Annotated in this window: 15 protein-coding genes; 3 read left to right on the plus strand and 12 right to left on the minus strand. The window is 69.3% G+C overall.

Going from position 1 to position 19,382, the window contains the following annotated elements; all coding sequences use genetic code 11:
- Positions 1–26: 26 nt before the first annotated feature.
- The 7 genes from VGV60_17200 to VGV60_17230 all read right to left on the minus strand — a co-directional run bounded on the left by VGV60_17200 (position 27) and on the right by VGV60_17230 (position 10,137).
- The gene (locus tag VGV60_17200; protein ID HEV8703011.1) at positions 27–1,313 is read right to left on the minus strand and encodes a thiolase family protein; all 1,287 of its coding nucleotides are present in this window, start codon (positions 1,311–1,313) and stop codon (positions 27–29) included.
- Positions 1,310–2,785 carry a sigma-54 dependent transcriptional regulator gene (locus tag VGV60_17205; GenBank protein ID HEV8703012.1) on the minus strand — a complete coding sequence of 492 codons (1,476 nt, stop codon included), beginning with the start codon at positions 2,783–2,785 and terminating at the stop codon, positions 1,310–1,312. Before VGV60_17205 ends, VGV60_17200 begins: the two co-directional genes overlap by 4 nt.
- Positions 2,786–2,947: 162 nt before the next feature.
- Complete coding sequence (locus VGV60_17210; GenBank protein HEV8703013.1) at positions 2,948–4,531, minus strand: Do family serine endopeptidase; 1,584 nt, start codon at positions 4,529–4,531, stop codon at positions 2,948–2,950.
- Between the two features lie 52 nt (positions 4,532–4,583).
- Positions 4,584–4,982 (minus strand): response regulator, encoded by a 399-nt coding sequence (locus tag VGV60_17215; GenBank protein HEV8703014.1) that lies wholly within the window; start codon positions 4,980–4,982, stop codon positions 4,584–4,586.
- A 220-nt stretch (positions 4,983–5,202) separates the two neighbouring features.
- Positions 5,203–6,618: a sigma-54 dependent transcriptional regulator gene (locus VGV60_17220; protein ID HEV8703015.1), complete on the minus strand. Its 1,416-nt coding sequence runs from the start codon at positions 6,616–6,618 to the stop codon at positions 5,203–5,205.
- Positions 6,619–6,620: 2 nt separating this feature from the next.
- Complete coding sequence (gene ligA, locus VGV60_17225) at positions 6,621–8,666, minus strand: NAD-dependent DNA ligase LigA (GenBank protein ID HEV8703016.1); 2,046 nt, start codon at positions 8,664–8,666, stop codon at positions 6,621–6,623.
- A gap of 10 nt (positions 8,667–8,676) precedes the next feature.
- A complete protein-coding gene (locus VGV60_17230) occupies positions 8,677–10,137 on the minus strand; it encodes an ATP-binding protein (GenBank protein HEV8703017.1) in 1,461 nt (486 codons plus the stop codon).
- A 249-nt stretch (positions 10,138–10,386) separates the two neighbouring features.
- Here VGV60_17230 and VGV60_17235 point away from each other — a divergent pair, with 249 nt between their 5' ends.
- A complete protein-coding gene (locus tag VGV60_17235) occupies positions 10,387–12,279 on the plus strand; it encodes a thrombospondin type 3 repeat-containing protein (protein ID HEV8703018.1) in 1,893 nt (630 codons plus the stop codon).
- A 16-nt stretch (positions 12,280–12,295) separates the two neighbouring features.
- Here the strand turns inward: VGV60_17235 and VGV60_17240 are convergent, their stop codons facing one another.
- Together VGV60_17240 and VGV60_17245 are read right to left on the minus strand one after the other, a co-directional pair.
- Positions 12,296–14,953 (minus strand): pitrilysin family protein, encoded by a 2,658-nt coding sequence (locus VGV60_17240; protein ID HEV8703019.1) that lies wholly within the window; start codon positions 14,951–14,953, stop codon positions 12,296–12,298.
- A 95-nt stretch (positions 14,954–15,048) separates the two neighbouring features.
- Positions 15,049–15,633: a nuclear transport factor 2 family protein gene (locus tag VGV60_17245; GenBank protein ID HEV8703020.1), complete on the minus strand. Its 585-nt coding sequence runs from the start codon at positions 15,631–15,633 to the stop codon at positions 15,049–15,051.
- Between the two features lie 84 nt (positions 15,634–15,717).
- Here VGV60_17245 and VGV60_17250 point away from each other — a divergent pair, with 84 nt between their 5' ends.
- Complete coding sequence (locus tag VGV60_17250; protein ID HEV8703021.1) at positions 15,718–16,671, plus strand: DUF6687 family protein; 954 nt, start codon at positions 15,718–15,720, stop codon at positions 16,669–16,671.
- Positions 16,672–16,706: 35 nt separating this feature from the next.
- Here VGV60_17250 and VGV60_17255 read toward each other — a convergent pair whose 3' ends face one another.
- Both VGV60_17255 and VGV60_17260 read right to left on the minus strand, forming a co-directional pair.
- The gene (locus VGV60_17255; protein HEV8703022.1) at positions 16,707–17,339 is read right to left on the minus strand and encodes an O-methyltransferase; all 633 of its coding nucleotides are present in this window, start codon (positions 17,337–17,339) and stop codon (positions 16,707–16,709) included.
- Between the two features lie 53 nt (positions 17,340–17,392).
- Positions 17,393–17,698, minus strand: a complete 306-nt coding sequence (locus tag VGV60_17260; protein HEV8703023.1) for an EamA family transporter — start codon at positions 17,696–17,698, stop codon at positions 17,393–17,395.
- A 135-nt stretch (positions 17,699–17,833) separates the two neighbouring features.
- Here VGV60_17260 and VGV60_17265 point away from each other — a divergent pair, with 135 nt between their 5' ends.
- Entirely contained in the window at positions 17,834–18,265 is a 432-nt protein-coding gene (locus VGV60_17265; GenBank protein ID HEV8703024.1) for a hypothetical protein, read from the plus strand.
- Positions 18,266–18,290: 25 nt separating this feature from the next.
- On the opposite strand, the gene VGV60_17270 is transcribed toward VGV60_17265, so the two are convergent.
- Entirely contained in the window at positions 18,291–18,914 is a 624-nt protein-coding gene (locus VGV60_17270; GenBank protein ID HEV8703025.1) for a hypothetical protein, read from the minus strand.
- Between the last annotated feature and the right edge of the window lie 468 nt (positions 18,915–19,382).

A 19,382-nucleotide genomic window follows, 5' to 3' on the forward strand; every position in this document is an offset into this window, starting at 1 on the left:
GTCCGACGCCGGACCGAGGCCACCCCTTACGATCGTTCGAGGACCAGCGCCGCCCCCTGGCCGCCGCCGATGCAGAGCGCGGCAAGACCGAGCGACAGGTCGCGCCGCGCCATCTCCTTCAGGAGCGTCAGGGCCAGGCGCGCGCCCGAGCAGCCGACGGGGTGGCCGAGCGCGATGGCGCCCCCGTTGACGTTGGTGACGGCGGGATCGAGCTCGCCGAGCGCCGAGGCCAGGCCGAGCTCCTGGCGGGCGAAGTCGGCGGAGGCGAACGCCTGGCGCACGGCCAGCACCTGCGCCGCGAACGCCTCGTTGATCTCGATGAGCTGCAGGTCGCGCACCGTGAGCCCCGCCCGTTCGAGGGCCACGGCGGTGGCGTACGCCGGCCCCAGCCCCATGACGGTCGGATCGAGCCCGGCGAAGCCGTACGATCGGATGCGGCCGAGGTACGGCAGGCCGAGCTCGCGCGCCCGGTCCTCGGCGGCCACGACCACGCAGGCGGCTCCGTCGGTGAGCATGCACGAATTGCCGGCCGTGACGGTGCCGTTTTTCCGATCGAACGCCGGCTTGAGCCGTGCCAGCTGCTCCATCGTCTGGTCCTCGCGCGGCCCGATGTCGTCCACGATCGGTGCGAAGCGGGGCGGCGGGAACAGCGGCACGATCTCCTCGCGCAGCTTCGCGCGCGCCGCCACGGCGCGGCGGTGGCTCTCGAGAGCGAAGGCGTCCTGCTCCTCGCGGCCGATGCGGAAGCGGCGCGCCAGGACCTCGGCGGTCTCCCCCATGTTGAGGCCGCAGATGGCGTCCCTGAGGCCGATCTCGAGCGCCGGCACCGGGCGCAGATGGCGCGGGCGCACCGCCAGGAGGGCCGCGGCCTTCTGCGCCAGGCCCCGCGCCCGCCGGAAGCGCATGACGTCGTCGGTGAACGCCTGCCCCAGGAGAAACGGGATGCGTGACATCGACTCGACGCCGCCGGCCACGATCAGGTCGGCGGCGCCCGATTCGATGCGGTGGAAGGCGCTGACGATCGCCTGGATCCCGGACCCGCAGTTCTGATTGACCGAGTACGCCGGAACACGCCGCGGCACCCCGGCCTTGAGCGCGGCGACCCGGGCCAGGGTGGTCGATTCGGCCGGTTGCGCGATGTTTCCGATGATCACTTCGTCCACGGCGCGCGGGTCGATGTCGACCCGGGCGATCGTCTCGCCGATGGCGATGCGGCACAGCTCGTCGGCCGGCAGGTCGTTGAGGGCGCCCCACGATTTGCAGAACGGCGTCCGGACGCCGTCGACGATGACGACGCCGCGGCGGACTGTCACTCCTGGACCTGGTCTCTCGAGATCCCGTACTGCTCGAGCTTCTTGTAGAGGTTGCTCCGGGGCGTGTCGATCGCGCGGGCTGTCTTGGAGATGTTCCAGCGGTTCTCCTTGAGCTTCCTCATGATGAAGACCCTCTCCGCCTCGTCCTTGTACTCCTGCAGGGCCCTGAAGGAGGACGGATCCGGAGGCTCGAGCGATCCCGAGGCGCGCGCCGCGCCCGCCGCGGCCTGGCCCTGCCCGGCGGCGGCCGGATCGGCCGTGGCCGACTCGGAGGCGGCCGGGACGGTCGCGACCGGGACCGGCAGGGCCTGCTCGAGGCCCAGGGCGTCGACGTCGTCCGCCTCGATGGAATCGTGCTCCACCATGATCAGGAGCCGCTCGACGGCGTTTCTGAGCTCGCGGATGTTGCCGCGCCACGGGCGCGCAGCCAGCCGCTCGAGGGCCCCGGGGCTGAACTTCTTGGGGCGGTAGCTGCTGTCGGCCGCCAGGATGCCGACGAAATGGTCGACCAGCGCCGGAACATCTTCGCGCCTGTCGCGCAGAGGGGGACAGGTGATCTGCACCACGTTCAGCCGGAAGAACAGATCTTCTCGGAAGGCCCCGGCCCGGATGCGCTCGCGCAGATCCTTGTTGGTGGCGGCGATGACGCGCGTGTCGACCCGGATCATCTTGGCCATGCCCACCGGCTCGACGTCTCCTCCCTCCAGCACGCGCAGCACCTTGGCCTGGGTGCGCGGGCTCATGTCGCCGATCTCGTCGAGAAAGATGGTGCCGCCGTCCGCCTGGACGAACTTGCCGATCTGCCGGGAGGTGGCGCCGGTGAACGCCCCCTTCTCGTGGCCGAACAGCTCCGATTCGATCAGGTCCTCGGGGATGGCCGCGCAGTTCACCTTGACGAACGACTTCCCCGATCGCGGGCTCAGGCGATGGATCTCCCAGGCCACGAGCTCCTTCCCCGTGCCGCTTTCCCCGGTCACGAGGACGGTGGCGTGCGCCGGCGCCGCCCGGGTGATCGCCTCGCGCACCGTCCCGAGCGCCCGGGACTCCCCCACGAGGCGCAGGCTGGCCTCGACCTGGTGGCGCAGGCGCAGGTTCTCCTCGCGCAGGCGGCGGCGCTCGATCGCGTGCCGGAGCGCGGTGACGACCCGCTCTCCCTCGAGAGGCTTCTCGAGGAAATCGTAGGCGCCGTTCTGGATCGCCTCCACGGCGGTCGGGATGTCGCCGTGCCCGGAGATCATCAGGATCGGCGTCTGGGCATCCTTGGCGCGGATGGCCGCCAGCGCCTCGAGCCCGTCCATGCCCGGCATCTTGATGTCGAGAAGCACCGCGTCGGGCATCTCCCGGCGGAGGGTATCGATCCCCTCCGGCCCGGAGGGGGCCTCGACGAAGTCGAAGCCCTCGTATTCGAGGACCATCCGCAGCGACTTGCGGATTTCTCCCTCGTCGTCGATGACCAGGATCTTTTCCTTCATGGCGTCAGGTCCATGCGGCGCATCGATGGGATGGAGATGATATCAGGCCGGGGCGGCAAAAGCCGCCCATAAAAAACGGGGCCCGTCATCCGGGCCCCGTGCGCTTCGACCGCGACGTCCGGCGCGGACGGCGGCGCGCCCGCCGTCCCGCGTTGCATCCGGCTACTTGTCCTCTTCTTCGTGGGCACGCAGCCGCACGGTGACGTAGCGCGAGATCGGATCGGTGCCGGTGCGCCCCGAGGGACTGATGACGTACAGAACGACCAGGCCGCCGTCCTTGACCTTGGCCAGCTCGCGACGGTACTCGGCGACCGCCTTCACCGGGACCCGGTTCACCTCGGTGATCACGTCCCCTTCCCCGAGCCCCTTCTCGTACGCCTCCGAGACGCGCGAAACGCGGGTGACCAGGACGCCCCGGGTGTCATCCGGCAGCTCGAGCTTGTCCAGGACGTCCGGGGTCAGGTCGTCCACCGAGATGCCGAGCTTGCGCTCGTTCGGCTCCTCGGGACGGCTGCCGCGCTCCGGCGTCTCGGCGGCCTCCTTGCCGATGTGCTCGCTCCGGTCGGCCAGCTTGGCGGCCAGCGTCGTCTCCTTGCCGTTGCGCAGCACGGTCAGCTTGACGGTCGAGCCCGGCTCCTTGGCGGAGACCAGCCGCACGACCTCGTTGGTGCTCTCGACCGAGCGGCCGTCCACCGCCACGATGACGTCCCCCCTCTTGAGCCCGGCATCTTCGGCGGGAAGCCCGGGGCGCACCGAGTTGACCAGGGCGCCCTTGTCGGTCGACAGGCCGAAGGCCTCCTGCAGGTCGGGGGTGATCTCGGCCAGCTCGATGCCCAGGTAGCCGCGGGACACCTTCCCCTTGGTCTTCAGCTGCTCCATGATCCCTTTCGCCACGTTCACCGGCACCGCGAAGCCGATCCCCTGGCCGACGCTGCTGATGGCGGTGTTCACGCCGACGACCTCTCCCGCCACGTTGACCAGCGGGCCCCCGGAGTTGCCGAAATTGATGGCGGCGTCCGTCTGGATGAAGTTGTCGAGGGAGAAGTCGCGGGACAGGTCACGCAGCACGCGCCCTTTGGCGCTGATGACGCCGACGGTCACGGTGTGGTCGTAGTTGAGCGGATTGCCCACGGCCATGACCCAGTCGCCGACGCGCACCGGCTCGGAGTCGCCGAGCGCCAGGTAGGGCAGCCTCTTGTCTCCCTTGATCTTGATGAGGGCCAGGTCGGTGGAGGGATCGGTCCCGATCACGTCGGCGAGGTAGTCGTGCCGGTCGCCGCTCAGATTGACCTTGATCTTGCTCGCGTCCTCCACCACGTGGTAGTTGGTCAGGATGTAGCCGTCGTCGCTGATCAGGAAGCCGGATCCGCCGCTGATCTCGAAGCGGGGCTCCTCCTCCGGGGCGAACCGGCGTCGCTGCTCGGGCCCGAAGAAGAACTCGAACGGATCGCCGTGGAACGGCTGTCGCCCGCGCCCCTTGTCCTTCGGTTTCACGGTCTCGGTGGAGGTGATGCTGACGACCGCCGGGTTGACCTTCTCGGCGATGTCGGCGAACGAACCCGGCCCGCCCGCTATCCCCTGGCCCGCCGCCATCTGCGCCCTCGCCGCGGCGTGGAGCGGACGATCCTCCGCCCTCTCGCCCGCCTGCCCGGAGCGCGTCAGGTGCAGCCCTCCCGCCAGGACCATTCCGAAAACAATCGAGGCCACGATCAGTGCAAGCGTGACCGGTTGCCCGCTTTTCTTCATCGACATCCTCGCTCCTTGAGAAAATTCAGTATAGGGCCGCCCCGACCCTCCGTCAAGGACATGGCGGCCTCTCTGCGAGAGCCGCGCGCACGCACGCCAGCAGGTGCGCGGTATCGACCGGCTTCTCGATGACCTCGATCACCCCCAGCCGCGCCGCGCGCTCCCGGATCGCCTCGCTCAGGTACGCGCTGATCAGGATCACCGCCGGGTACCCGGGGGCTGCCGTCTGCATGTCGCCCGCGCCCCGGCGCCTCAGGCAGGCCAGCAGGTCGAGCCCCGTGGTCTTCGGCATGCGCTGATCGAGGATCATCACGTCCACCCCGCGCAGGCTTTCCGGATCGGACAGGACCGTGTCGGAATCGTCGACCAGCATGACCTGACAACCGAGCCTTCGGAGAAGATGCCCGTACGACCTGAGAACGGCCGGATCATCGTCGACGACCAGGATCACCCTGCGCACGGATACTGAGAAGAGCAAGGCATGTGCCAGGCGGGGGACCCCTGCGGAATGTCGAGGCGGTTCGGCGAACTGCCTTCGTGTCATCGACTTCCAAGGCCTGATTCGGGCGGGATCCTGGCCTTCGCCACCCGCCGGCGGCAGTCTCGCCGCGCCGTGGCAGACGGGACGCGGGGAGAAGCGCGCCAATTTGGCGCCGGCCTGGGAGCGTGTCCTAGTCCTCGGCCTGCTGGCCTTCGCCCGCCGGGTGCTCTTCGCCGTGTCCCTGTTCGTATTCCCTGAGCTTGCGCTGCAGCGTGCGCAGGCCGATCCCCAGAAGGTCGGCGGCACGGGTGCGGTTCCCGCCGGTCTGCTGCAGGGTCCGGAGGATCGCCTCTTTTTCGATCTCCTCCATCCGCCGCGGCGGGCCGGCGTCGGGACGGGGGGCGGCGGGGGCCGGCTGGGGCGTCCGGTAGTTCTCCGGCAGGTGCTCCAGGGTGATCAGCTTCGTGTCGTCGCCGGCCAGGATGACGAGGCTCTCCATCAGGTTGCGGAGCTCGCGGACATTGCCCTCCCAGCGCGCCCGCGTCAGGACCTCCATCACCTCGGGGGCCAGCTGCAGATGGGGCCGGTTGTTCTCCGCCTTGAACGCCTCGAAGAAGCGGTGCGTCAGGAGCGGGATGTCCTCGGGCCGTTCGCGCAGGGGCGGGATCTCGATGGTGACGACCTTCAGCCGGTAATAGAGGTCGCTGCGGAACGCGCCGGCCGCCACCTTGGCTTCCAGGTTGGAGTTGGTCGCGGCGATGATACGCACGTCCACCGTGATCGTCTCGGCGCCGCCGACGCGCATGAACGATCGGTCCTCCAGGACGCGCAGCAGCTTGGCCTGGAGGGCGAGGGGCATGTCGCCGATCTCGTCCAGGAACAGCGTGCCCCGATCCGCCAGCTCGAACTTCCCCGCCTTGCGCTGGATGGCGCCGGTGAAGGCGCCGCGCTCGTGGCCGAAGAGCTCGCTCTCCAGGATCTCGGCCGGGATGGCGGCGCAGTTGATCGGCAGGAAGCGGAGATCCTTGCGCGGGGAGTTCTGGTGCAGGGCGTTGGCGATCAGCTCTTTGCCGGTGCCGCTTTCCCCGATGATCAGGACGCTGCTCCGGGTGGGGGCGACGAGGGCGAGCTGGTGCAGCACCCGCTGCATCCCCTTCGAGGTGCCGATGAGGGTGCCGAAGGAGAACTTCTCCTCCAGGCGCTCCCGGAGCTGGCGGACCTCCTGCGCGAGGCGGCGCTTCTCCACGGCCGCGGCCACGCGCTTGCGCAGCTCGACCAGGTTCACCGGCTTCTGGAGGTAGTCGTCGGCCCCCTGCTTCATGGCGTCGACTGCCGATTCGACCGAACCGAATCCGGTGATCACCAGGACCGCCAGGCCGGGGTCGCCGTGTTTCGCCACCTTCAGGACCTCGAGTCCGTCCATCCCGGGCATTCGAAGATCCGTGACGAGCAGATCGGCGCCGTTCTCCTTCAGGTGCTCGATCCCCTGGGGGCCCGATCCGAACGAGGTGACGTGGTAGCCGTCCTTGCGCAGCGCCATCTCGATGCTCTTGCGGTTCCCCTCGTCGTCGTCGATGACGACGATCTGGCCCTTCGGTGCGGACATCTTCAGGGCTCCTTCGCGTGGCCGGCCAGTTGCAGGAACTCGTCTGCCTCGATGACGCGCACCCCCAGCGAGCGGGCACGCTCGAGCTTCGAGCCCGCGTCCGCCCCGGCGATCACGAGGTCGGTCTTCTTCGACACCGATTCGGACAGGCGCGCCCCCTGGCGCCTCAGGAGCCTCTTGATCGCGGCGCGCGGCCAGCCCTCGATCGTGCCGGTGACGACGCAGGTCTTCCCGGTGAACGGCCCCTCGACCGCGGCCGGCCGCTCTCCGGCGCGCAGGTTGACGCCGGCCGCGCCGAGCTTCTCGACGAGCCGCGCGTTCTGCGGCTCTGCGAAGAACTGGAGGATGGCGTCGGCGACCTTCGGGCCGACCTCGAAGACCGCCATCAATTCCTCTTTCGTGGCGGCCCGGAGCGCGGCGATGTCGGGGAACGCCTCGGCCAGGAGCGCCGCGGTGCGCTCCCCGACGAAGCGGATTCCCAGTGCGAACAGGACGCGCTCGAACGGCGTCGACTTGCTCTTCTCGATCTCGCTCACCAGGTTGTCGGCCGACTTCTTCCCCATGCGCTCCAGATCCGCGAGGTCCGGCGCCTTCAGCTCATAGAGGCCGGCGACCTCGCGGACCAGGCCGCGGTCGACGAGCTGGCCGACGAGCGCCTCACCCAGCCCCTCGATGTTCATCGCCTCGCGCTGCGCGAAGTGCCGGATCGACTCCTTCAGCCGGGCCGGGCAGGACACGTTGGCGCAGCGCCCGTAGATTTCCCCCTCGGCCCTCGGTGCGGCCGCTCCGCACACCGGGCAGGTCCGCGGCATGACGAACTTCTGCGCCCCGTCCGGGCGGGCCTCCAGGATGACCTTGACGATGCGGGGGATGACGTCGCCTCCGCGCTCGATCAGGACGCGGTCGCCGAGGCGAACATCCTTGCGCTCGAGCTCGTCTTCGTTGTGCAGCGTCGAGCGCGAGATCGTCGCCCCGCCAATCGTCACCGGCTCGAGGATGGCCACCGGGGTGAGGGCGCCGGAGCGCGTGACGTTGATCTCGATCCCCTTCACGGTCGTCGTCGCCTGGCGGGGCGGGAACTTGAACGCCACCGCCCAGCGGGGCGCCCGCGCCGTGGAGCCGGCGAGGTCTTGAAGCGCGATCGAGTCGACCTTGATCACGCAGCCGTCCACCTCGAACGGCAGCATGTCGCGCTTCTCCTGCCATTCCCGGTAGTAGGCCTCGACCTCCTCGAGCGACCGGCAGGAGGTCGTCGGGTTGACCCGGAACCCGAGCCCGCGGAGGCCGTCGAGGCACTCCGAGTGCGTCGGCGGCAGGGGCTCCCCCGTCAGGCGCGTCAGGTTCCAGACCAGGAGGTCCAGGGGGCGCCCGGCGGCCAGCTTCGGGTCGAGGAGCCTGATCGTCCCGGCCGCGGCGTTGCGCGGATTGGCGAAGGGGGCCTCGCCGGACTCCTCGCGGCGCCGGTTCATGTCCCGGAAGGCGGCGATCGGGTAGTACACCTCGCCGCGCGCCTCCAGGAACGGCACCGGCCGCTGGAGCCGCAGCGGGACGGGCGGGATGGTGCGGATGTTCCCCGTGACCTCCTCGCCCAGGATCCCGTCGCCGCGGGTCACCCCGCGCACGAATGATCCGTTCTGATAGACGAGGGACACCGACACGCCGTCGATCTTGAGCTCGGCCGCGAGCGGCACGTCCGCGCGGCCGAGGACGCGCAGCAGCCGTGCATGCCACTCCCGCAGCTCCTCGATGGACGTGGCGTTGTCCAGGCTGAGCATCGGAACGGCATGCCGGACCGTCGGCAGGTCCCCCTGGACCTCGGCGCCGACGCGCTGCGTCGGCGAGTCGGGCGTCACCAGGTCGGGGTAGGCCGCCTCGATGCCTGCGAGCTCCTTTTCCAGGAGGTCGTACTCCGCGTCGGAGATCTCCGGCTGGCTGTCCGCGTAGTAGCGCTTGCGGTGATGCCAGATCTGGCGGCGCAACTCCTCGGCCCGGCGCGCCGCGGCGTCCCGCGAGCCCGGGGCGGGTTCCTGCCGGGCCGCCTCGTTCACGGCGTCCCCGTCACGACGCTTCCGTCGCCGCGATCCGGCCCGCGGCCGTCGCCGCCTCGGCGTGCCGGCGCGGGAGCGTGAGGATGAAGCGCGCCCCCTTGCCGATCTCGCTCTCCACCGCGATCGAGCCGCCGTGCGCCTGCATGATGCGGGCGGCGATCGGCAGGCCGAGGCCGGTGCCGCCTCCCCGGCTGGAGAAGAACACCTCGAAGATCCGCTCCCGGTCGGCCGGCGGGATGCCCGGACCGTCGTCCTCGACGGTCACGATCGCCTCCCCCTGCGGACCCACCCGGCTCGTCACCGTCACCGTGCCCCCTTCCTTCAGGACCTGGGTGGCGTTGATCAAGAGGTTGAGCATCGCCTGCCGGATCAGGGCCTCGTCGAGATCGACCGGGGGCAGGTAGGCCGAGAGATCCAGCTGCAGCGTCAGCTTGCGGTTCTCGAACTCCGGGCGCAGGAACGTCGCCAGATCGCGCAGGATGGCGTTCAGGTCCTTGCTCTCGAAGCGCGGCTGGTGGGGGCGCGCGTAGCTCAGGAAGTTGTTGACCAGCGTGCTGAGGCGGCGGATTTCCCCCTGGAGGGCCGTCAGGTAGACGCGGGCGTCGACCGCGACCCCGGAGGAGGGGCGCTCCACCAGCTCCTCCTCGAGCATCTGGAGATTCATGCTGAGCACGTTCAGAGGGTTGCGGATCTCGTGCGCCAGGCCGGCCGCCAGGGCCCCGACGAAGGCCAGCCGATCATCCATCTGGGCCTGGGCTTCGAGCAGCCGCGTCCGGTGCAGCAGCCGCAGCACGTACCCGAATGCGACCCCCAGAATCAGGATCGCGATCCCCGCCCCAATCCAGAGCTTCGTCTGCAGGTCCCGGCGGAGCTCCCCAATCTCCTTCTCGATCAGCTCGCTCGGCACGCCCGCCTCCCGAATCGAGGCGGCGCCCGGCTCGTTGGCGCGCCGGACGGCGATCACCTTCTGGGACCGTCCGCCGACCTGCCATTCCTCCGCCACCCCCGGGTGACCCGGAGGAAGAGGCGCCGGGCCGGGCGACGGGGCCGATTCTCTCTGCTCCCCGGCCTCGTACCCCACCCACAGGACCTGCCCATCCATGTCGGTGATCACCCTCTGCAGGCGGTAGCTGAGCGACCGGAAAATCTGCGGCGCGATGCTCGGTTGCGGGGGCTTGGTCAGGCAGGGACGGACCTGCGCCGGAGACTGGGGATCCCCCGGCGGACAGGGCTCCGTCGGCCCGGCGGCGGCGTCGTCCTCCTCGGAGTCGGACAGCGTCGGTCCGGGGTATCGCGTCTCCAGGGCCTTGAGGGACGTCCTCAGGGCCCGGTCGATCACGCGGTGGCTCAGGTCGCTGAAGGCCAGGTGCCCGAAAATGAACAGGTCGGCGACCAGGAGGAGCAGGAAGAGGATGGAGGCGAACAGCAGACGGCTGCGGAACGTGGGCTCGGACCTGGCAACTTCCCGCAATGCACCGCCTCCCTGGCAGGCTGTCCGGGTTTACAAAGAATAGCACATCCACCCGCGCCCGACCGGCGCCGCTGTGCGTAACCCGCGGAGGAACACGATCTTCCGCGTAGCGACCGTTGACAGTCCGAAAAACCGTGTGCTAGGATGCGCCGCTTTTCCAACATCCGAACGAGAGCAGGCGCGACACCCGGGCGTGGCCCCGGCGCGCAGGCTGTCCGGGCTGCCTTTGTTCATGCGAGGTCGACAGGGATGACAAGAAGCCTGGATGCCGCCGTGCGCGCTCTCCCTGCACCCGCCCGCATCGTCATCGTGCTCCTCGTCTTATTGTTATTGTTCGTCACTTTCCCCGCCCGCGCCGAGGAGAAGAAGAACGCCTGGGAGGCCGGCTTCCTGTACGGCACGAGCTTCTACGCCAACGAGCTGCGCCTGGCCAACGAGGCCGAGTACGGCGTCCGGTTCGGCTGGTACTGGCGCCCGGCCTTCGAGTGGGAGATCCAATACCGTCAGGTGGGCGCGGCCGACCTGCAGAACGAGAACAGCACGCTGATACATGACCCGAGCGTCTTCTTCGTGATCCCGGGACGGACGTTCACGTTTACCTCGGCGAACTACAGTGTCCGCTTCCTGATCAACCCGCGCAACGTGAAGCGGCGCTTCAAGCCGTACGCCGTCTTCGGGTACGGGATGACGACCTTCAGCGAAGATCCGGCGTTTCGGAGCGGCGAGAAGGGGGACCTGACCGGCCGCCTCATCACGATCGGCGGCGGCGTTCGACTGCGCCTCTTCCCGCACCTGGCCCTCCGGACCGAATTCACCACCGAGTACGAGCCGACCCAGATCTTCCACAACGAGAACCTGAACCTCGGGCTGTCGTGGGTTTGGGGCGGTGGCGGCGGCGCCGGCGGCTCGTCCGATTCCGACGGCGACGGGATCGTGGATCTGATCGACCGCTGCCCGGACACCCCCAAGGGGGCTCTGGTCGACACGCACAACGGATGCCCGTGGGACCTCGACCAGGACGGCGTCATGGAGGGGATCGACAAATGCGCCGAGACCCCGCGCGGCTGGCCGGTCGACGAGACCGGCTGCCCGCTGGACACCGACGGGGACGGGGTGCCCGACGGCAGCGACACGTGCGCGGATACGCCGAAAGGGGCCATCGCCAACATCGAAGGTTGCCCGACGGACAATGATGGGGACGGCGTCTGGGACGGCCTGGACAAGTGTCCCGACACGCCGAAGGGGGCCGTGGTCGATCCGATGGACAGCTCGACCGCCGGCTGCCCGCACGATTCCGACAACGACGGCGTGTTCGATGGCGTCGACGGCTGCGCCCTCACCCCGGCCGGCGCGACCGTCGACGACAAGGGCTGCCCGCACGACTCCGACGGCGACAAGGTGCTCGACGGCCTCGATCAGTGTCCCGACACCCCGAAGGGGCAGAAGATCGACAAGGAGGGGTGCCCGCGCATCCGCCTGGACAAGCCGGAGCCGCAGATCGTGCAGAACGTCAAGTTCGTCGAGGGGATCAACCTGTGGCCCGGCACGGACGCCTGGCTGCAGCTCCTCGTGGACGCGATGCAGTACTGGTCGGACGTCACGGTCGAGGTCGGGGTCTACACCGACAACAAGGGCAGCGCCGCCGCCAACCGGAACATCTCGCAGCGCCGCGCCGAGGTCGTCAAGGGCTGGCTGGTGCAGCACGGCATCGAGGCGAAGCGCATCGTCATCAAGGGGTACGGCGCGACCGGGTTCATCGCCGAGAATGACACGGAGGAAGGGCGCGACAAGAATCGCCGGGTCGAGGTGAAGCGCCTGTCCGGTGACCTCCGCAAGCACCCGAAGCCGGCCGCCGAGGAGCCCGCCCCTGCGACCGAGACCGCGCCGCCCGCGCCGGAGCCGCCCGCGACCGCAGCCCCCGAGGCGCCGGCGCCGTCGGCCCCCGTCCCGGAACCCTCGCCGGCGCCCGAAACACCGACTCCCGAGGCGCCCGCGCCGGAGCCGTCCCCGGCCCCGGAGCAGCCGGCGCCCGCGCCGACTCCGACCCCGGAACCGCCGGCGCCAGAGCCCGGCCCGTCCCCGTCACCGTCACCGGAACAGCCGGCGCCCGGGGCCGCTCCCGCCTCCGCTTTTTTCTTCTAGAGTTTCGCGAGCCGGATCAGGGACCGCCCACTTCCCCGCGCAGCACGCCGAGCGCGCATCGATCCGGATCGAGGTAGCGCCAGACGGCGTCGTGGACATCGTCGTACCCGACGCTCGCGATCCGGTCCGGGTAGGCCAGCACCGCCTCCATGCCGAGGCCCCGGACCTCGGCATCGGCGTAGCGGTAGGCCCGCTGGGAGTTTCCCTGCAGGGCGATGAGGTGGCTGCCGCGCACGTAGCGGATGGCCCTGTCGATCTCCTCACGGCGCGCTCCTTCGTGGCGGATCCGGGCGATTTCCTGGAACAGCACGCGGCGGGCTTCGGCCTCGTTCTTCGGCGACGTGGCCAGGTAGACCGCGAACGCCCCGCCCGCCACCTTGTGGTAATTGAAGGCGTGCACGGCGTAGGCCAGCCCGCGCTTGCCCCGCACCTCCTCGAAGAAGCGGCCGCCCAGCCCGGACGTGACCGCCTGGACGACGTCGAGCGAGAAGCGCTCGGGAGTCTGCAGCCCGGGCGTCGGGAAGCCGATCACCTGGGCGGTCTGCTGGCGGCGGCGCGTCTCGAGGACCTCGGAGGCCCCCCAGGCGACGAGCTGTCCGGGGTCCTTCTCCCCATGCCCTTCCTGCGACCAGTCGGCGATCGACGATTCGACCATGTCGACCGCCTCGGCCTCCTCCAGGTCGCCGGCCATCGCCACGACCATGGTGGCGGGCCTCACCATGGCGCGGTGCCAGCGCACCAGGTTCTCGCGCTTCATCGATTGCACCGGCACGGCGAGCCCGAAGGACGGGAGGGCGTACGGGTGGCTTCCGAAGGCCGCCTGGCGGAAAAGCTGGAAGGTATAGGGGAGCGACTGGTCCTTGATGCTCTCCTGCGCGGCCATCTGCAGCATGCGCTCCTTGTCGATTTCCTCGTGACGGAATGCCGGGCGCCGGATGAGGTCGGTGAGAAGATCCCAGGCGCGGCGCGCGTGCTTCGCCAGGATGTTCACGGCGAAGCCGAAGTAGTCCTCATCGATGAGCCGGTCGATCGAGGCGCCGAGGCCTTCGATCTCGAGCGCCACCCGGCGCGAGTCGCGGGTGCCGCTCCCCTTGATCATCGTGGCCTGCATCAGCCGGGTGATGCCGGAGTTCTCCCGCCCTTCTCCCGAACGGCCGCCGCGGAACGCGACGCAGAAGGTCACGAGCGGCACCTCGCTCCGCCTTTCGTGGAGCAGGGTCGAGCCGGACTCGAAGCGGTGGCGCGTCACCTCCCCGCCGACGGGGGCCCGCGCCGGGCGCGGCGTCGGGGAGCGCTGGATCGGCGCTCCGCCCTGGCGGGGGGAGCCGGCGCCCGCGGCCATGTCCTCCCCGGACGGGCCGGCCGGCGCCGTCCGGCGCAGCTCGCCCGCCAGCTCCTCCGGATCGGGGGCGGGCCGCGTCGCCGCGGCCGGCTCCGGCAGGTACGACAGGAGGGTGGCGTTCTCCAGCGTCAGGTGGGTGCGCGCCGCCCGCTGGACGTCGGCCGCCGTCACCTTGTGCAGCCGCTCGACCAGCTCGTCGGCCAGGTGATGGCCACCGATCGATTCGTAATAGGCGAGGATGGAAGACTGTCCGAGGACATCGGAGCGGCTCTGGTGGTAGCGGAACTCGATCGCGGTGCGGGCCCTGTCCATTTCCGCGTTGGACGGCGGCTCGCGGCGCAGGCGCTCCACCTCCGCCTGGATGGCCGGCACCGCCGCGACTGCGTTCTTCGGCTCGTGCTCGGCCATGATCGTGAAGATCCCGAGATCCCGGAACGAGTCGAGCGACGCGCCGATCGTGTCCACGAGCCCGGCGCGCTCCTTGACGCCCTGGTACAGGCGCGACGCCTGGCCGCCGCCGAGCACGTAGGCCAGGATACGCAATGCCAGGTCGTCGTCCGTCAGGACGGCCGGTGCGTGGTAGCCCAGGGTCAGGTAGGACCGCTTGATGTCGCCGGCGAGGCGCTGGAACTTGAAGCGGGACTGCGGAGGCTCCGGCGGCGACCCGAGAGGGGCGCCGGGGCGGGCGGCCATGCCTCCCAGGTAGACGTGGGCGGCTTCGATCGCGTCCCGGGCCTTGAGATCGCCGACCATCGCCAGGATGATCCGCTCCGGAACATAGTGCGCGTGAAAGTACGACAGGAGGTGCTCGCGGGTGAAGGCGCGCAGCTCGTCTTCTCCTCCGATGCGCCAGCGCCTGATGCGATGCGCGTCGAAGGCCTCACGGAACATCATCTCCAGGGCGTACGCCCCCGGCGTGTCCTTCTTGCGCCGTCCTTCCTGGATGACCGCCTCGATTTCCCGCTTCAGCTCGCCGGCATCGAACAACGGATGCATCAGCGCATCGGCCTCGATCTCGAGTCCCTTGCGATAGTTCTCCGACGGCAGGACGACGTAGTAGTTGGTGGAGTCGTAGTAGGTGCCGGCGTTCAGCTCTCCTCCGAGCGCCTTGATCTCGCTGGCGATCTGGTCCGGACGGGGACGGTCGGGGGTCCCCTTGAAGAACATGTGCTCGATGACGTGGGAGATGCCGACCTCGGCGTCCTCCTCGTCGAAGTAGCCGGCCCGCACCCACAGATTGACGGCGACCACCGGCGAGGAATGATCCTCGGCGACCAGGACGGTCACGCCGTTCGGCAGGACTTCCTTCACAACCTGGGTCTTCGGCGCCACGCGTTCACCCTTCCGCAGGCGGCGTTCCGATCACGCCGGGCATTCGTCCCGACCTCAACATAGGCTCCGGCCCCCGAGTGTCCACTCCGGGCGGCTCAGGGTTCCTTCTTCCTCCCCCCGGGCGGCGCGGCGGGGCCGGCCGGCGCGGTGGAGCCCCCGGCGGGGGCCGCAGCGGCCGGAGACGGCGGAACCGGCGAAAAGTGGGCGTGCACCAGCTTCCACCCCCCCTTCTCCCGGCGGTAGATCGCCGTCGCCTGTCCCCGATCGTCGATCGCGTACGATCCCATCCGGCCGGTCATCGTCCAGTCGTAGGTGGCGTACCCCAGAGAGCCTTCGGCGGCGGTGTTCAGCGCCTCGACCGTCATGTGAATCTCCGACGCCCGGTCGAAGAAATCGCTCCACTGGCGCTGAATCTGCTCCCATCCCTGGAACCGTCCCGGCGGGGCGACATCGAACAGGAGCGCCTGGCCGTCCCGCGACCAGATCTCCGAGAGGGCCCGCATGTCCCGGGCGTTGATCGCGGTCACCTCCCGCGCGACCAGCGCACGGATGGCCTCGGCGTCCCCTCGCGGCCGGCTGCACCCGGCGACGGACTGGAGCAGGAGCGCGAACGCCATCGCCGCCGTGAGCGCTCGCAGGAGACTGTCCGAGTAGTCGGCCGGAACGAGGCGGGAACCCATGTCGGAGCGGTACTCTAATGCACGCTCCCGGGGGAGTCAATCGGCGGTTGCGGGCGCTCGTTCCACCGGTCTATGATCCGCATCATGATCTTTTCATTTTTCGATGAGCGCCTGAGCGCCCTCCCCTTCCTGTGCGTCGACGGAGTCGTCGAGGGAGGGCTGAACCTCAGCCACTGGCCCGGCAACCGCACGCCGGCCCATCTGAAGGCCGACACCTCCACCGAGATGGCCCTCAAGCTGGCGCGCGATCCCGGACGGGAGGAGTGGCTGCGCGGCGTCTCGATCATCACCAACAACCACTTCGACACCGACGGCCTCCTCTCGGTGTTCGCCGTTCTCAGGCCCGACGAGGCGCTGCGCCACGAGTCCGAGCTGATCCAGGCGGCGCGGACCGGCGATTTCGGGGAGTTCACCACGCCGGACGCGTTCAAGTTCGACTGTGTCGTGACCGCCTTCGATGACGATCGGCGATCTCCCATCGCCCCGGAGATCCGGGGCCGCAGCGAGCACGAGAGGTACCAGATCGTCTACGACCGGCTCCTGTCGATGCTGCCCGGGCTCCTGTCCTCCGCGGCGGCGCACAAGAGCCTCTGGTCGGCGCGCCTGGCCGAGTACATGAAGTCGATGATGCGCATGCGGGACGTGGCGCGCGTGCGCGAGCACGACGCGGCGCGCCTGACCGTGATCGAGACGGGCGAGCCCCTGGACGAGATGGCGCGGTTCAACGTAGCCCGGCACCATCGTGTCCTCACCGCCACGACGTCGCCGGACGGAATCCTCTACGAGATGGCCTTCCAGATCTTTTCGTGGTTCGACACGGTGACGCCGGCGCGCGGAGGGCGGTTCGACCTGGCCGAGGTCGCGGCGGAGCTCGACAGGCTGGAGCCGCCCGGCGCTGGGCGCTGGACCTACACCGGCAACGACTCCCTGGAATCCCGCCTCTACCGCGCCGGTCCGGGAGGCGAGCCGGTCCCCAGCAGCCTTCCTCTCGAGACGGTCGAGCCGTATCTCAAGCGGATTTTCGAAGCGCGCCCCTGACCCGGCGTCCGCGACGTCCCGCACACTCGGCAGAATCAGGATGTCTTCAGGCTGATGCTCACCCCGTCGCGCAGCGGCAGGATGGTGGTGGCGAGGTCCGGGTCGGCGTACAGGAGGCGGGTCAGCTCGCGGATGCCTCGCGTGTCCTCATCCGTGCGCTGGGCGTCGGCCACCCGTCCCGACCACAGCATGTTGTCGCAGAGAAAGAGCCCTCCGACGCGCAGCCGCGGCTTCATGAGCGGATAGACCCTCGGATAGTCCCGCTTGTCGATGTCGCAGAAGATGATGTCGAACGGGCCCGCGTGGCGCGGCAGGATCTCCAGCGCGTCCCCCTTCTCGATGGACGCCCTGTCCATCAATCCGGCGCGGCTCAGGAAGCCGCGGGCGTTGGCGCAGTTCTCCGCCGATCCCTCCGTAAGGATGACCCGGCCGCCGGACGGCAGGGCGAGCGCGAACCAGAAGGCCGAGTATCCGAAACCCGATCCGCATTCGAAGACGTCCCGGGCCCCGATCGACCGGGCCAGGACGTTCAGGAGGCGGCCGACGAGCGGTCCGACGATCGGGAAGCGCCGGCGGTCGGCAAGGCGCTCCATCTCCAGCGGCACACCGTCCCCCGGCGGCGCAACCTGCCGGAGATACTCCTCGATGGCCGGATTCACGATGTCCATGGCCAGGAGTGTAGCACGCCGGATCGCCCCATCCCGCCGACTGCCGCGGCGTCTCAGCCCGCGAGCGCGACGAGGATCACTCCCGCGAACGCCAGGAGCGAGCCGATCAGGCGCGCGGCGCCAAGCCTTTCGTGCAGGACGGCCCACCCGGCAAGCGCCGCCAGGACGATGCTCACCTCGCGCACGGCCCCTGCATACGCCAGGCGCGACCGGGCGTACGCTTCCAGCACGAGCAGGTACGCCAGCAGGGTCATGATACCGACCGCCACGATAGCCCCCCGCCGGGCGCGCCATTCCGCCAGCATCCCCTTCGTCCCGTGCCGGGCCACGACCACCGGCGTGAGCAGGATGCCGGTCAACCCCAGCGAACGGGGGCATCCAGGGACTCTACCCCGGATCCGCCCCGGGCGCGGTCGCGGGCAGGACCAGGGATCGCCGCCTCCGCATTGGCCCCCGGTATCCTCTCGGATAGAATGCCTCACGAGGTGCAAGCCATGACCGCTCCCCGTGCGATGGCCGCTCTGTCGATCCTGGTGGCTCTGGCGATCCTGTCACGCTGCGCGTCGGGCGGAGCGAAGAGCGCTCCCTCCGGCACGCCGGAGCCGTCGGCGGCGACTTCCGAGCCTTTGCCCGAGGTTGCGCCCCAGGCCTCGGGTGCCCCGATGGCCGCGGCGCCACCGCCCGCGGAGCCGGCCGCGACGCCGGCGGAGGGCCCCGGTCTCCCGGGGCAGGTGGATTTCACGGCGCAGATCCTGCCCCTCCTGCAGGAGAAGTGCTCCCCCTGCCATTTCCCGGGAGGGCGGATGTACGACCGGTTCCCCTTCGACCAGGAAGGGACGATTCGCGAACTCGACACGCAGATGCTTTCCCGGCTGCGCGACCCGCTCGACCAGGAGCTCATCCGGACGTACCTGAAGCAGCCCTGAGTGGCCCTTGCCGGCAGGCCGGGGGTTACTGGGGATCGGCGATGTCCAGAACCACCGAGCGGGCCGGGAAGCTGAACCAGGCTTCCACCATCCTGTCATCCTTGCGGAAGATCAGGCGGTGCGGGGCGAGGACCTCGACGTTCCAGCCTTTCTTGCGACCCTGGGACCTGAGGTCGCACACGGCGTTGGAAGCCTCGCCCCGGAATCGGAAGCGCACGGTGAGATTGCCGCCGCGGATGCCGCCCGAGTTGCTTTCCAGACGGAACACCTTGGGGACCGGGAAATCGCGCGGGAACCGGGGATGCAGTCGCACGGTGGAGGAGAACCGGCCGGGCTCGAGCAGGGCGTGCTTCGTCTCTCCCGAATCGGCCATCCGGCCAGACGTGGCAGGATGCCTCGACCCGACCGCAGCAAGATCCGAGCGGCCCAGAAGAGTGGGCGATGCCGAAGCCTCGGACGGGGAGATGGCCCGGTCGGGAGCCCCCATATAAAGGAGGAATACAGCAGAGGCGATGATCCCGCTTCCCGTGGCCCACAGCCAGCGCTTCTTCTTGCAGGCCCAGAGCGTGAGGGCTATCGTGCCTAGTAACGTGATCAGCAGCGCCGGATATGTCTGCGCTGTCTGCTGGATGACTGCCAGGAACCCCATCGGACCCCCCGCCGGCCCCCGTATGGCAAACCGTGGAGCGGAAACGGGCCATCCAAGCGTGGAATCTAGGGTCCGGCCCGCCCTGCCGCAAGTTCATGACGGTTTTCTGACGACAATCATGCGACCAGCGTCTGGAAATGGCGCATCCAAATTCTTGGAGGCCATCGATCGAGCCATCCGAGGCCAAGATTCTTGCTTTGGTGCGACGCAGCGACGGTGGACGCGGTTTCATAAAACGGAACGATAGTTGACTTGCGTTTCGATTGGCGGTTTGATAGCATCCGCATCGTTTGGAGCACCTTCCGTAGGACGAATCAGAGACGGACGGAGCATCTTCCGAGGTTGTCATGGCTCCCGCCAGGAGACGACGGAGGCTGCCGACGCTGATCGATCGCGGGCTCGGCCTGCTCGAGGTGGTTCTGCCGGTCGGAGCGGCGGACACCATGGTCTCGACCCTGCCGGATGGAC

The organism is Candidatus Polarisedimenticolia bacterium (genome assembly GCA_036001465.1).
Lineage (GTDB): Bacteria > Acidobacteriota > Polarisedimenticolia > Gp22-AA2 > Gp22-AA2 > Gp22-AA3.

What these genes read in the sequence shown, in the direction of transcription:
- VGV60_17250 (HEV8703021.1), top strand. Translation starts at nt 15,718, where the DNA reads ATGATCTTTTCATTTTTCGATGAGCGCCTGAGCGCCCTCCCCTTCCTG.
- VGV60_17270 (HEV8703025.1), bottom strand. Translation starts at nt 18,914, where the DNA reads ATGGGGTTCCTGGCAGTCATCCAGCAGACAGCGCAGACATATCCGGCG.
- VGV60_17255 (HEV8703022.1), bottom strand. Translation starts at nt 17,339, where the DNA reads ATGGACATCGTGAATCCGGCCATCGAGGAGTATCTCCGGCAGGTTGCG.
- VGV60_17220 (HEV8703015.1), bottom strand. Translation starts at nt 6,618, where the DNA reads ATGTCCGCACCGAAGGGCCAGATCGTCGTCATCGACGACGACGAGGGG.
- VGV60_17235 (HEV8703018.1), top strand. Translation starts at nt 10,387, where the DNA reads ATGACAAGAAGCCTGGATGCCGCCGTGCGCGCTCTCCCTGCACCCGCC.
- VGV60_17205 (HEV8703012.1), bottom strand. Translation starts at nt 2,785, where the DNA reads ATGAAGGAAAAGATCCTGGTCATCGACGACGAGGGAGAAATCCGCAAG.
- VGV60_17265 (HEV8703024.1), top strand. Translation starts at nt 17,834, where the DNA reads ATGACCGCTCCCCGTGCGATGGCCGCTCTGTCGATCCTGGTGGCTCTG.
- VGV60_17245 (HEV8703020.1), bottom strand. Translation starts at nt 15,633, where the DNA reads ATGGGTTCCCGCCTCGTTCCGGCCGACTACTCGGACAGTCTCCTGCGA.
- VGV60_17210 (HEV8703013.1), bottom strand. Translation starts at nt 4,531, where the DNA reads ATGAAGAAAAGCGGGCAACCGGTCACGCTTGCACTGATCGTGGCCTCG.